The sequence below is a fragment of the Micromonospora sp. NPDC049201 genome (assembly GCF_055586805.1).
Genome location: NZ_JBVJHM010000004.1, coordinates 527,695 through 541,563, shown reverse-complemented (window position 1 = coordinate 541,563; position 13,869 = coordinate 527,695). Strand labels below are relative to the sequence as shown.

The following is a 13,869-nucleotide window of genomic DNA, read 5'->3' as shown; positions in this document are numbered from 1 at the left end:
GGTTGGGCAGCACCGACCCGCTCAACCCGCTCTGGTACGCCGAACATGTCAACTACTACGTCCCGGTGGACAACACCGAGGCGTCCTTCGAGCAGTGTCAGGGACGGTTCGCCGACGTCGCCCACCTGCACCACGAGGGGCGGCTGGTGCTGGTCCGGGGCGAGCGGGGGTGCGGGAAGACCGCGCTTGTCAACCGCTGCGCGCACTGGCTGCGCGATCGGCTCGGCCGGGACGCGCTGCGGGCGGAGGTGGTCAACCTGCGCCAGGAGGCCCACGAGAACGACCCGATCCCCACCCGGCGGGAGCACACCTGCCGGGCGCTGCTCGACAAGCTGAACGAGCTGCAACTGCTGCGCCACAACCTGGCGTACGAGATGCGCGACCGGCCCGACGACGCGTACCGCAACCTGCCCGGCGGCCTGGACACCGACCAGGCGCTGATCGTGCTGCTGCCGCCGGTGGAGCTGATCGAGGAGCTGCACTACTACGCCGCGCGGGCGCCCCGGCGGATGGTCTTCTTCGCCGAGACCACCAGCGCGCTGGACCGCCGGGACCGGGACGTGCTGGGTCGCAACACCGTCCACCTGGAGGTCGACGGCTTCGACCACCGGCACGCGGCCCGTTTCGCCGCCGACCGGCTCGGCCGGCTGAGACCCGGGCTGCTGCCTCCGCTGGCGGATACCGCACTGGAGGAGTACATAGACGACGGCAGATTGGCAACGATCCGCGAGATGCAATGGTTACTCTTCGGCGTGTACGAGACACTACGTGTGCAAGATGAGCGACCCAACCAGGTGACCTGGCAGGATCTGGCCCGACACTTCATGAGAGAAGCCCGCCGCCTCAGGGAGCAGCCTTGATGGACGCGTACGACCCGGCCCCGATCGGCGAGGCGAACCCCTATCCGTCGAGCGCCGTGGCGCAGGTCGCCGACACCGGGTCGACCGTCTACACCATTCCCACCGCAGCGGTCCGCCGGGCCACCGACGCGATGAACGGCTACCTCGACGCGCTGCACGACGCTCCGCAGACGCCGGCCGGTCGGGTGGTCGCCGTGGTGGGCGACTACGGCACCGGCAAGACCCACCTGGCGTCCTACCTGGTCCGACACGCCACCGAGCGCCTCGACGGCGACCTCCAGTCGATCTACCTGACCGCCCCGCCGGACACGTTCGTCTCGCTGTACCGCACCTTCGCCGACAAGCTCGCCGACCGCCGGGAGGTGGTGCACCGGCGTGTCCGCGGCCTGTACGCCGACATCCTCGCCGTCGAGCTGCGCCGGTCCCGGGTCACCGAACCCCTGGCCGAGCAACTGCTCGCCGGCACCCTGGACCCGGTCGCCGTGGTGGACACGTTCAACATGATGGAGAGCCAACTGCTCGGGCAGTTGCGCGACCGGCTGCGTAAGGTCACCGAGAACGCCGAGTTCGCCCGCGCGCTGACGCTGCTGCTGCGCGGCGGGTTCGAGGACCCGGTCTGGGAGTGGATCGCCGGTCGGCCGCCGGCCGACGTGCTCCGCGAGCGGGGGATCACCGGCACGCTCACCGGCAGCGAGGCCACCGCGCTCCAGGCGATGGGCGTCTTCGCGCTGCTGATCGGCTACGGCCCGAACCCGTTCGTCCTGGTCATCGACGAGTTGGACCAGCTACTCACCGCCGCCGGCCGGCGGGAGGACGAAGCCCTCGACGCGTTCAAGGAGATGCTGCGGGTCTTCGCCGCCTCCAACACGTTCCTCCTGCTCGCCGGGCTGCCCGACCTGCTCGGCACGCTGCGCCGCGACGTGCGGGACCGCAGCGGCGAGCAGATCACGATGACCCCGCTCAGCGCGGCCGACGTGCTCGACTACGTGCTGCGGCGGCAGCGGGGCCGGCTGGAGCCGTTCAGCGAGGCGACCGTCGGGCAGCTCGTCGAGCTGGCCAACGGCGTCCCCCGGGGCATCATCTCGCTCTGTCACCGGCTCTGGCGCCGGGCCCGCGACCAGGGCGGCCAGGTCACCGCCGGCATGGTCCGGGAGGCGGCCCGCGAACTGTACGGGGGCGTCGGCGCGCAGAACATCCTGGCCGAGATCCGGCGGGTGCTGGTGAGCACCGGCCACGAGAACTCCCAGCCGGACTACTTCCCCATCGACGACCCGGACAGCCGCGTCGACTACTGGATCCCGGCCGGTCGGGACGACGCCGGCTGCGGCATCCTGGTCTCCGGGCCGCTGCTGGAGGAGAGCGACGCCGCCCGGGTGGAGACCCGGGCCCGGATCAGCCACGCGTACCACGACTGCGAACTGCTGCTCGTCGTGCTGGAGCCGGTGCCCGAGCGCTTCCTCCCCCGCATCCGCGAGGCCGTCGGCCGGGAGCCGCTGCTCTACCGCCCCCGGTCGTTCGCCGACCAGCTCGCCGCCGAGGTGACGTCGATGACCGGGCGGATCAAGGAGCGTTACCCGGCCGACGGGCCGCTGGTGCCGTTGGCACCGCACATGGCCCGGCTGAACCGCCGTCACTCGGCCACCCAGCACCTGCTCGGCCTGCTCACCGGCTCGCTCAGCGACCTGCGGGCCCAGAACGACGAGCACCAGGCCGCGATCCGCCGGGAACTGCGCGAGCTGCAACGCTGGCCGGTCCCGCCCGGCGACCGCCGCAACGGCGACGACCTCGCCGATCTGCCGACGTCGGTGACCGAGCTGTTCGACCGCGCCTTCGCCGTGGTGGACCTGCGGACGCCGGTCGGCGTGCTGTTCCGGCGGGCGTTCGTCGAGGACGAGGGCGGCCGGGGCGCCCGGCAGGCGGTCCGGGCCCGGGTCCGGACCCCGGAGGTCCAGTCGGCGGTCGGGGTCGCCGCGCTGCTGAACGCGCTCGTCGAGGCGTTCGGGCTGGCCGTGGCGGAGTGGTACCGTGCGGCCCGCCAGCGCCCCAACGGTCCCGCCACCCACCAGTGGGACCGGCTCAACGAGATGTGCCAGATCTTCGACGCCGTGCACGAGTACCTGCCCGTGCGGCAGCTCCGCGGCGCGCGGGACCTCGTGGACGACGACGTCCGCCGGCCGGAGACGGCGAGCGACGTGCTGACCGACTTCAGTGCGCGGGTACGTCGGGAGCTGGTGACCGCCCTGACCGACGACGCGGCCTGACCGGCGGCGCCGGCCCGGCGGGGGCCGTCCCCGGACCACCCCGGCCCGACACCTCACGCAGGCCGTTCGTCAACGCGTGCACCAGGTTGACGACGAGGATCGCCGGCGCCACCACGGCGACCGTGCCGACGAACTGCCGTTCCAGCACCAGCGCCAGGATGACGGCGGTGATGCCGTTCTGCTGGCCGAGCAGCACGTCGAGGCGGTCGGCGGCGGGGAGCCGGGCACAGATCACGGACGCCACCACCACGTGCGCCGCCACGGCGGCCAGCCCCAGCACCACGCCCGGTGCCGGGTCCACGCCACCGACCAGCACCAGCCCGAGCGCGAACGTGGCGGCCAGGAACGCCCAGCGGGTCAGCAGGTCGAGCACCCGCCCGATCGGCGGGCGGTAGAACAGCCCGGCCACGGCGAGCCCGAGCAGCAGGAACTGGGTGACCGCCAGCGCCGCGAGCCCGAGCAGGACCACGAGCTCACCGACGGTCACCGCCCGGCCGACCCACCGGGCGCGGGTGGCCGCCCGCCGGTGCAGGGCCCGGGTACCCCACCAGGCCACCCCGGCCACGGCGGCGAGCAGCGCGTTCCGCGCCAGGGAGAGCGTGAACCCGCCCAGCTCCGCCGTCGTCGGGCCGGCCGGATCGCCGGGCAGCGCGGGGACCACCCAGGCGGCGGCGTACACGGTCAGCAGCACGGTGACCGGGTCGTCGAACGACGCCCACGCGGACAGGATCGACTGCGCCTGCCCGGACATCCGGGAGCGCAACCGGGTCGCCGCGAACGACAACGGGTCGATCTGGGCGACCGCCACCCCGAGGACCAGGAACGCCGGCCGACCGAACGCGAGGTACATCACCGCCGAGATCAGCGCCGCCTTGACCAGTACGCCGACGGTGACCGCCAGCAGCACCAGCCGCAGGTTCCGCCGGGCCGCCGCGAGGTCGATGCCGTGGGTGCTGGCGAACAGGCCGACCGCCAGCAGCGCGGTGGCCACCGTCAGGTAACCGGCGGACCGGTGGACGTCGGTCCAGCCCCGCCCGGCCGCCAACGCCCAACCGGCGGCGGCGACCAGCACGAACAGCGCGCTGCGGCGCAGCGACGGCAGCACCGCCTCGACCACCCGGGCCCGGCGGTCGGCGGGAGCCGGCCCCGCCCCGCCCGGCGGCGCGCTCACCCGGCCAGCTCGGCGCCGAACACCGCCGCCTTCTCGTCCCCCTCCGCCACCCGGTCCTGGTCGAGCGTGACGGCGAGCAGGTAGCGGTCCAGCCCCACCGGATAGCAGTAGAACGCGCCCAGGTCGACGTCGAGCACCAGCCGGCGCACCCGGGAGCCGATCGCCGGGTGCGCGGACCGCACCACGGCGCGCAGCAGCTCGTCCACCCGCTGGGCGAGGTGGCCGTAGAAGGCCCGCCGCCGGGCCGGGGACGCGTCCGCGAAGAAGCCGTCCAGCCGCGGGTCGTCGAGCACGTCCGCGGTGGCCTCCAGCCGGCCCGGCCGGCACACCGCCACGTAGTGCAGGCCCTCGGCGTGGACCTGCCCGGCGCAGCGGGCCGCCAACCCGGCGTACGACTCGTCGCGTACCCAGGTCCGGGGCCGGGCCTCGGCGGCGGGCGGACCGGACGGGCCGGGCGGTCCCGACGCGGTGCTGGCCGGGGTGAGCCAGCCGCCGTAGTTGGTGGGCTGCTCGCCGGCGGCCGTGTGCTCCGCGTTGGCCAGCCGGGACAGGCCGATGTCGGCAGCCCGGATCGTCGGCTGCCGGGGCGGCGGCCCGTCCGCCGGATCCTCCGCCCGGACCACACCGACGAGGTGCTGTTCCCGGCTCAGTTGCAGGGCGAAGAGCGCGCCCCGCGCGGTGTGCAGCACCACCCGGATCAGGTCGCCGCTGCGTGCCGGGCGCAACACCCCGCCCAGGGTGGTCATCGCGTGCACCACGTCCCGGTCGACGAGCTGCCGCTCGTCGGCGTCCAGCTCGTGGGCGCCGGCCACCGGCGCCGGGGCGTCCAGGGCGAAGTCGCAGACCCCGGTGCGGTACCGGGCGAGGTGGAGCATCCCGGGCACGCTCCGCATCAGCCGCTCGCACGCGTCCACCAGGGCCGGCCGCTCCCGGACGTGGTCGGCGAGCATCACGTCGATCCGCCCGTCGACACCGGACGGCTTGGCCGCCTCGTCGGCGGGAATGGGGGCGCTCATGTCGCCGGGACCTCCATGTCGACGAAGTCGAGCTTCGCGGGCCCGTACGGGATGCCACCGCTGATCTCGCCGTCGGTCACCAACGCGGCCAGGAGCCGCCGGGTGGCGCGCAGGTACGGGTGTTGGAGCCCGAGGAAGTGGCGGCCCTCGTCGAGGACACCGCGCAGCAACCGTTCCGCCTCAATGGTCCGCTGCGCCGCCGCCAGGCTGCCGGCCAGGTTGACCTGACCGCCGAGCGTCCACGGGTGCGACTCGCCGAGGGTGGCCGCCAGTCCGGTGGCGGCCTGACGCCCGGCGGACACCGCGCCGTCGAGGTCGCCGATGCCGCGCAGCAGCACCCCGCGCAGGCTCAGGCAGACCTGGGTGAACGGATGCTCGGGCGGGAGGTCGCGCCGGTAGCCGGCGAGGCTCTCGTCCGCCAGCCGCACCGCGTGTTCGCTCTCCCCGCCCAGGTGGTAGTCGACGGCGAGACTGAGCCGGCAGGACTGGGTACGCGGATTGTCCTCGCTGAGCAGCCGTCGCAACGCCAGGTAGGCGCGGCTGTTCAGTTCCTTGGCCCGGGTGAGTTCCTCCTGCCGGCGGGCGATGACCGCCAGGTGGCGGATGATCCGCAGCAGCAGCGTGTCCTCCTCGCCGTTGCGGCCGGCCGGCAACCGCTCCTGGTACGCCTCCTGGAGCAGCTTCCGCGCGCTGGCGAGGTCGCCCAGGTCGCCCAGGTAGCGACCGAGGTCGCCGGCGAGTTCCAGGGTGTCGGGATGGTCGTCGGCGAAGAGCCGCCGGCGGCGGGCCAGCGTCTCCCGGGCCACCCGGACCGCCTCGTCGGTGCGCCCGGCCAGGTAGTACGACTGGGCCAGGTTGTGCGCCGCGACCAGCGTCTCCGGGTGGGAGTTGCCGAACTGGTCCCGGAAGCCCCGCCAGGTGGCCTGGTCCTCGATGAGCGCCGGCCGGAACCGGCCGAGCCCGCGCAGGTCACCGGCGAGACCCCGGCGGGTGACGAGGACCCGCGGATGGTCGTGACCGAGCAGGACCGTGCTCTCCCGCAGCACCTGCCGGCTGAGCGTCAACGACTCGTCGCTGTGGCCCAGGGACCGGGTGACGTCGGCGAGGCGGGTCGCCAACCGCAGCGTGATCCGGTCCTGCCAGCCGTACGCGGCCAGCCAGCGGTCCAGCACCGGCCGCCAGAGCCGGTGCGCCTCGGCGGCCTCGTCCTCGCCCCGGGCGATGAGGTGTTCGAGCTGCTCGACCACCAGCCGGCGGACGTCGTCCGGGCCGTCCGCGTCGAGCGCGCCGGAGCTGAGCAGGTGCTGGTGCAGCTCGTGCCGCAGCTCGGAGGCCGCCGCGATGGTCCGGGGCGCCGCCCCGGCCAGGGCGAGCAGGAACCGCCCGCGGCGCGCGGCGTGCTTCCCGGCGGTCATGCCGGCCAGCACGGTGGCCTGCACGGCGGGGTGCATCCGGACCGCCCCGTCGCGGCCCCAGGCGACGTCGAACAGCCGGAACCGCATCCCCAGCGCCAGCGCCCGGTCCATCTCCCACCCGTCGGCGCGCAGCAGGGCCGCGTCCTCGTCGGTCAGGTCGGCGGCGACCTGCCCGCGCATCCGCCGGGACTGGACCAGCGCGAGCGACATGCCGATCGGCGCGGCGAAGGCGTACATCTCCGTCAGCATCACCGCGACCCGGCCGCTGAACTCCTCGTCCATCAGCCGCAACGCCACCCGGACGATCCGCCGGGTGGGGGACGCCCCGTCGCCGGTGGGCCGGATCGCCTCCAGGAAGGCCGGCACCGCCGCGTCCGGGCCACGCGACCCGGTGACCGCCTCCCGCTTGTCGAGCAGGATGCCGGCCTGGCCCAGCAGCCCCGACGCCAGCCGCAGGTCCAGCGGGAACGTGCCCACCCCGTCGACGACCGCGGCGGCCGGGGCGGCGGACAACCCGGGCACCTGCCGGATGAGCAGCCCGATCGCGTCGTCGCGGCGCAGCCCGTCGACGGCCACCGAGGGGCCGTAGACCGGCTGGTCCCCGGTGCCGCCGGTGACCACGACGTGCCCGCGGCCGGAGGGCAGCAGCCCGACCAGGTCCGCCGGGTCACCGACCCCGTCGTAGACCAGCAGCCACTGGTCGCCGCGCTTGCGCAGCTCGGCGAGCATCTCGTGGACGGCGTTGCCGCTCGGCTCGACCCCGAGCGCGTCGGCGAGCGCCGCCAGCGCGGTACGCACCGCGTGCCGGCTGCCCGCCGGGATCCAGACGACCAGGCGGTAGTCGCGGAGGAACCGGGCCACGTACTCGCGGGCCAGCGTGCTCTTGCCGGCGGCCAGCGGGCCGCGTACCCACACCGGTTGGCCGCCCGGGTTCGCCAGCAGCGCGTCGCGCAGCTCGCTCAGCTCCCGGTCCCGGCCGACGAACAGCCGCGGCCGGTCGGGCAGGCCGAACGTCTTGCGGGACTGGTCGTCCCGGCCCGGGAAGCCCACCCGCCAGGGCCGGTCCAGCGGCGAGGGTTTGAGCGCGGCCAGGCCCAGCGCGGCGCGCAGGCGTCGGCGTGCCTCCGGCTCGTCGCAGTCGAAGAGGTCCACCGGTCGACCGGCCGGGGGTGGACCGGCCGGGACGGTACGCAGTACCAGCAGCTCCGTGCCGGGCCGCGCCGCCACCTCCCCGGTCAGCGCGTCGAGCCACGCCTCGTCGTCGTCCTCGACGCCGGGCCCGCCCGCCCGCTGCGCGGTGGGGTCCGGGGCGACCGCCAGCACGGTGGCCGGCCCGTCGGGGGCCGGACCGCGTGGGCGCCAGGGCCGGACCCGGATGTCGAGTTCGGTCAGCTCGGCGCTCAGCCAGTCGGCCCACGGCCGCTGCCGTTCCGGGGTGGCCACGAACAGCTCGCCGACGTTCTCGGCGAGCGGCCGGCTGAGCCCGAACCGGTAGCGCGCCCGGACCGGCTCCGCCTCCGGCTCGGCCCGGTCCAGCTCACCCTGCGTCACCAGACTCAGCAACTGGCCGTACGCCGCCAGCACCGACGCGCGGTGCGGGGACTCCTCCAGCAGCGGGGCGAGCGGTTGGCCCTCCGGGCCGCCGGGGATGGCGACCTGCCAGAAGTCGACGCCCACCGCCGGCTCGTCCAGGGCGCCGCGGAAGCTCGACGCCACCTCGTCGGCGTGCCGGCGGGCGGCCACCGCGTCGGCGGGGGCCGACTGCGTGGTGGCGGCGATGATCCGGATCCCGGCGGGAGCGCCGCGGTGCACCTGGCGGGCCACGGCGGCGGCGTCGGCGAGCCGGGGTGCCCGGTAGGGGAAGCAGACGACGAGCGCGTCGCAGAGGACGGCCAGCCACTGGGCGACCGTCTCGGAGAAGTCGGCGGGGTCGAGCAGGACGTCGTCGTACTCGATGAACCGCAACTGCCGGCGCAGTTCACTGCGGATCGTGCCGCCCAGCCCACCGCCGATGTCGGTCACCGGCGGCCAGGTCGCCGACTCGGGCACCCACACCACGTCGAGGTGACCGGCGGGGGCGGCGTAGCGCCGCAGGGTGGGCTGCCCGGTGGCGAACCCGGGCAGCGCGAACATCAGGTCGGTCAGCCCGCGCGGCAGGTGGTCGGTGAGGGGCGACTCCCCGCTGTAGAAGGGGCTGAGGTGCTCGTGCACCCGGACCGCCCCCCGGCCGGCGTCCACCACGAGCACCCGGCGGCCGGCGCGCGCCAGCAGCCAGGCCACGTTGCTTGTCACGTTGGTGCGCCCGGTCAGGCTCTCCGCGGCGACGAAGGCGGTCACCCTGGTCTCGGTCGCCCCCGGCTCGGGCCGGGACGCGGACGTGCCGCGCGCCGGGGCGTCCGGAAACCCGTCGATCGTCATGCCGTCCCCCCGTCGGACCCGGTGCCGGACGTCGTCCACCGCCGCCGCGCGCCCGGATTGTCGGCCTGGTTGCCGAACCAGAGGAACTCGGCGGTCGGGTCGCCGCTCTCGTCGATCAGCCGCCGCAGGGACCGGTGCAACTGCCGGCGCGGGATGGCGTCGAGGTCGGCCGGGTCGAGTTCCGCCACATCGAGCAGTTGGGATATCAGTGGCCGGTCGCCACCGCTCACCCGTTCCGACATCTCCGGCCCAACCTTCGATCCATCGACACCACCACTCCGCACGCACAGCCAGCGTTCCGGCAGTAACATATCGTAGCCTTCATCGATGTCCACCGTCGTCGCGGTGGGCCGCCGACTGGTCTGGGGAGGCCGCGCGTGCGGACGGGCCGGTACGAGATGCCCGTCGGCACGTTCCGGGCGCTCGCCCGGGGCGGTGGCGGCGGGGAGGTGGTCCGGCGGTTGCTCGCGGTGCCGGTGAGTCGGAACCTGCTCGCGCTGCGCTCGGCAGTGGTGCTCGCCACGGACCTCGGACACCCGCACGCGCCGCTGGTCAACGACGCCTGGCAGCTCCTCGGCGAGCTGCGGCGGTCGGCTCCCGGGCCCACCCGCGTGGTGCTCGGCTACCCCACCGTGAGCGTCTGGGCGGCGGGCACGCTGCGGGCCCTGGGGCACGGCGACCGGGGGTCCGCCGACGATCCGGCGACACTGGGCGCGGTGGTGGCCGCGGCGGCGATGCGGGCCGGCGGGCGGGCCCGTGTCAGCTTCCCGACAAGCCCCTCCGGCGCGGTGACGGTGGCGCTGCCCGGCCTGGGCCGGGTCCACCGCGGCCCCGGCGGCGGGGCCGGGCTGGCGGAGCTGACCGTGGACGGGGCGCGCCGCACGCTGACGCTCGACGGCGTGCCGGTGACCGGCCCGGGGCTGTGTCCCCGGACGACCGGGACGGCGGGCGGCGGCCCGGCGCCGGCCTGGCACCCGGTGCCCCGGCTCCGGGCCGACGGGCACGGCCCCCGGCTGCACCTGGACGATCTCCGGTCGCTGGCCCGCCCGGCCGCCGTCGCACCTGTCGACGCGGTCCGGGCCGCCCGCTGGGCGGCCCGGCTGTCCCCGGGCTGGCGGCTGCTGGCCACCCGGCACCGCCGGGCCGCCACCGAGCTGACCGAGGCGATCTCCATGGTGATGCCGCTGGCCCGGGACGCGGCCGGCCGGCCGTGGGCGGCGGTGACCAGCGGGGGCACACCCGACGAGCTGACCGCCCCGCTGATCAGCGGCACGTTCCCCGCCGCGGTGGGGTGCGTCGCCCTGTCCGACGGCCCCGGGGCGGCCGGCCCGATCGCCGCGGCCCTCGTGCACGAGCTGGCGCACAACAAGCTGGCCGCCCTGGACCACCTCTTCCCGCTCGTCGAGGCGGCGGAGCCGGCCCGTCACCCGGTGCCGTGGCGGGTCGGCGCCCGTCCGCTGCCGGCGCTCGTGCAGGGCCTCTACGCCCACGTGGCGGTCGGCGAGTTCTGGCGTCGGGAACGACGCTTCGGTACGACCACCGGCCGCCACCTGGCGCACGCCGAGTTCGCCCGGCTCCGGGACGCCTGCCGCGAGGTGGCCGACCTGCTCCGGACCGCCGACGGGCTGACCGGGTACGGACGGCTGCTCGTCGACCAGCTCGACGACGTGGTCGACGGCTGGTCCGGCCGGCGGGCCGGGCCGATCGGCACGGGCCGGGCCGGGCGACGCCGACGGCCCCGCCCGGCCCCGCCGGTCAGCCCTTGAGGAGCTGGCGGGCCATGACGATGCGCTGCACCTGGTTGGTGCCCTCGTAGATCTGAGTGATCTTGGCGTCCCGCATCATCCGCTCGAGCGGGTAGTCCCGGGTGTAGCCGTAGCCGCCGAGCAACTGGACCGCGTCGGTGGTGATCTCCATCGCGGCGTCCGAGGCGAAGCACTTGGCGGCCGCGCCGAAGTAGGTCAGGTCCGCGTCGCCCCGCTCGGACTTGCCGGCGGCGGCGTACGTGAGCTGCCGGGCCGCCTCCAGCTTCATGCCCATGTCGGCGAGCATGAACTGGATGCCCTGGAACTCGGCGATCGCCTTGCCGAACTGCTTGCGCTCCTGGATGTAGCCCTTGGCGTAGTCGAGCGCGCCCTGGGCGATGCCGACCGCCTGGGCGGCGATGGTGACCCGGGTGTGGTCGAGCGTCTTCATCGCGGTGGCGAAGCCGGTGCCCTCGGCGCCGATCATCCGGTCGGCCGGGATCCGGACGTTGTCGAAGTAGACCTCGCGGGTCGGTGAGCCCTTGATGCCGAGCTTCTTCTCCGGGGCGCCGAAGCTCACCCCCGGGTCGGACTTCTCCACCACGAACGCCGAGATGCCCCGCGACCGGGCCGTGGCGTCGGTCACCGCGAAGACGGTGTAGTACTCGGAGACGCCCGCGTTGGTGATCCACCGCTTCACGCCGTTGAGCACCCAGTGGTCACCGTCACGCACCGCCCGGGTGGTCATCGACGCCGCGTCACTGCCCGCCTCCGGCTCGGAGAGGCAGTAGGAGAACATCGCGTCACCCGAGGCCACCGGCGTCAGGTACCGGCGCTTCAGCTCCTCGGAGCCGGCCAGCAACAGCGGCATGGTGCCCAGCTTGTTGACGGCCGGGATCAGCGAGGACGAGGCGCACGCCCGCGCCACCTCCTCGATCACGATGGCCGTGGCCAGCGCGTCCGCGCCGGCGCCGCCGTACTCCACCGGGACGTGCGGGGCGTGGAAGTCGGCCGCCCGCAGCGCGTCGTAGGACGCCTTCGGGAACTCACCTGTCTCGTCCGCCTCAGCGGCGTGCGGCGCCACCTTGGCCGCACAGACCTCACGGACCGCCTCCCGGATCGCCTCGTGCTCCTCCGGCAACCGGTAGACGTCGAACGACTGCTCTGCGGCCATGTCGGCCCTCCCCTTTCACCGCTATCATGCGCAGTCCGGGCCGCCCGAGGGCCGCCGACTGCCGCAGACTGAAGAATAGCCACCGGGCCTCGACCGGCCCTTACCGGCGGGTAGGCTCGCGCCCGGGCGGTGGCAGCCCGACCCACTACCCTCACACCAGAATCAGTTTCCCTCGGTGCCCGGCCTAGGCGCCCAGCCGAATGCGACGCGAGGATGCGCCGCCAGTGCGAGCGGAGAAGACAGGCGTGACGATCCCGTACCCGAACTCCCAGCCGATGCCCGCCATCGCCGCGGTGACCCCGCCGTCCGGCGCGGCCCGGCCCCGGGTGACCTTCCTCGGCACCGGTTACCTCGGTGCGACGTACGCCATCTGCTACGCCGAGCTGGGCTACGAGGTGCTCGGCTTCGACGTCGACGCCGACAAGATCGCCAAACTGAACGCCGGCGAGGTGCCGATCCACGAGCCCGGCCTCGACGAGCTGCTCCGGCGCAACCTGGCCGCCGGCCGACTGCGGTTCAGCACCGACATCCAGGAGACCGCCGACTTCGGCGACGTGCACTTCATCTGCGTCGGCACCCCGCAGCGCGCCGACGGCATGGGCGCCGACCTGTCGTACGTCGAGGCGTCCGTGACCAGCCTCGCCCAGCACCTGACCCGTAAGGCGCTGATCGTCGGCAAGTCCACCGTGCCGGTGGGCACCGCCGAGTGGGTGGAGCAGCTCGTCGGCAAGCACTCGCCGGCCGACCTGGGCGTCGAGGTGGCGTGGAGCCCGGAGTTCCTCCAGGAGGGCTTCGCCGTCGACGACGTGCTGCGCCCCAACCGGATCGTGGTCGGCGTCAAGAGCGAGTGGGCCAACGGCATGCTCTTCGCGGCCCACAAGGGCGTCTTCGACCTGGCCGCCACCGAGGACCGCGAGGTCCCGCTGGTGGTCACCGACTTCGCCACCGCCGAGCTGGTCAAGGTCGCCGCCAACGCGTTCCTGGCCACCAAGATCTCCTTCATCAACGCGATGGCCGAGGTCTGCGAGGCCGCCGGCGGTGACGTCACCCAGCTCGCCCGCTCCATCGGGTACGACCCACGGATCGGCAACCGCTTCCTCCAGGCCGGCCTCGGCTTCGGCGGCGCGTGCCTGCCCAAGGACATCCGCGCCTTCCAGGCCCGCGCCCAGGAGCTCGGCGCCGGCGAGGCGCTCCGCTTCCTGCACGAGGTGGACCTGATCAACCTGCGTCGGCGTACCCGGGTGGTGCAGCTCGCCGCCGAGCTGCTCAACCGCCGCTCCGGCCCGGCCGGCCCGGACCTCTCCGGCACCCGGATCGCGGTGCTCGGCGCGACCTTCAAGCCCAACACCGACGACGTACGCGACGCCCCCGCCCTCGCGGTGGCCGCGCTGCTCGGCAAGGCCGGCGCCGACGTGCACGTCTTCGACCCGCAGGGAATCGAGAACGCGCGCCGCGCGGTGCCCGGCCTGGCCTACGAGGAGACCATGAACGACGCCGTCCAGGGCGCCGACCTGGTCTGCGTGCTCACCGAGTGGGCCGAGTTCCGCAACGCCGACCCGGTGGCCCTGGGCGAGCTGGCCAACGGTCGGCGGGTCGTCGACGGGCGCAACTGCCTCGATTCGACACTGTGGACGCAGGCCGGCTGGGAGTACCGCGGCCTGGGCCGTCCCTGACCGATCGACGCCGGACCGGCCGGCCGGGGAGCAGCCTCCCCGGCCGGCCGGTCCTTTTTGTTGTCCGGAACGCGCCGGCAACTGTCGAAATCCCGGCCCGCTCAGGGCATGCTGCCTCTGGGAGGTCCACAGTGCG

General features: G+C 74.4%; 9 protein-coding genes. 4 read left to right on the top strand and 5 right to left on the bottom strand.

Annotation, left to right across the window (positions count from 1 at the left end; genetic code table 11):
• Positions 1–2 precede the first annotated feature (2 nt).
• Positions 3–860, top strand: a complete 858-nt coding sequence (locus ACZ6O5_RS12465) for a tetraspanin family protein (RefSeq protein ID WP_465976635.1) — start codon at positions 3–5, stop codon at positions 858–860.
• Entirely contained in the window at positions 860–3,121 is a 2,262-nt protein-coding gene (locus ACZ6O5_RS12460; RefSeq protein WP_465976633.1) for an AAA family ATPase, read from the top strand. Before ACZ6O5_RS12465 ends, ACZ6O5_RS12460 begins: the two co-directional genes overlap by 1 nt.
• On the opposite strand, the gene ACZ6O5_RS12455 is transcribed toward ACZ6O5_RS12460, so the two are convergent.
• From ACZ6O5_RS12455 to ACZ6O5_RS12440, 4 genes are read right to left on the bottom strand one after another with little or no spacing between them, the layout of a single operon-like run.
• On the bottom strand, positions 3,066–4,292 hold the full coding sequence (locus ACZ6O5_RS12455) for a hypothetical protein (RefSeq protein ID WP_465976631.1): 1,227 nt from the start codon (positions 4,290–4,292) through the stop codon (positions 3,066–3,068). The two genes, ACZ6O5_RS12460 and ACZ6O5_RS12455, sit on opposite strands and share 56 nt — an antisense overlap.
• Entirely contained in the window at positions 4,289–5,308 is a 1,020-nt protein-coding gene (locus tag ACZ6O5_RS12450) for a hypothetical protein (RefSeq protein WP_465976629.1), read from the bottom strand. Before ACZ6O5_RS12450 ends, ACZ6O5_RS12455 begins: the two co-directional genes overlap by 4 nt.
• On the bottom strand, positions 5,305–9,141 hold the full coding sequence (gene fxsT, locus ACZ6O5_RS12445; RefSeq protein WP_465976627.1) for an FxSxx-COOH system tetratricopeptide repeat protein: 3,837 nt from the start codon (positions 9,139–9,141) through the stop codon (positions 5,305–5,307). The genes ACZ6O5_RS12450 and fxsT overlap by 4 nt, the downstream gene beginning before the upstream one ends.
• Positions 9,138–9,383, bottom strand: coding sequence for a hypothetical protein (locus tag ACZ6O5_RS12440; RefSeq protein WP_465976625.1), 246 nt, complete (start codon positions 9,381–9,383; stop codon positions 9,138–9,140). The genes fxsT and ACZ6O5_RS12440 overlap by 4 nt, the downstream gene beginning before the upstream one ends.
• A 135-nt stretch (positions 9,384–9,518) precedes the next feature.
• Between ACZ6O5_RS12440 and ACZ6O5_RS12435 the strand changes: the two genes are divergently transcribed.
• Entirely contained in the window at positions 9,519–10,907 is a 1,389-nt protein-coding gene (locus ACZ6O5_RS12435) for an aKG-HExxH-type peptide beta-hydroxylase (protein WP_465976624.1), read from the top strand.
• Here the strand turns inward: ACZ6O5_RS12435 and ACZ6O5_RS12430 are convergent.
• Positions 10,897–12,060: an acyl-CoA dehydrogenase family protein gene (locus tag ACZ6O5_RS12430; protein ID WP_465976622.1), complete on the bottom strand. Its 1,164-nt coding sequence runs from the start codon at positions 12,058–12,060 to the stop codon at positions 10,897–10,899. The genes ACZ6O5_RS12435 and ACZ6O5_RS12430 overlap by 11 nt on opposite strands.
• Positions 12,061–12,305: 245 nt before the next feature.
• On the opposite strand from ACZ6O5_RS12430, the gene ACZ6O5_RS12425 reads away from it, so the two are divergent.
• On the top strand, positions 12,306–13,733 hold the full coding sequence (locus ACZ6O5_RS12425; protein WP_425785826.1) for a UDP-glucose dehydrogenase family protein: 1,428 nt from the start codon (positions 12,306–12,308) through the stop codon (positions 13,731–13,733).
• Positions 13,734–13,869: the final 136 nt, after the last annotated feature.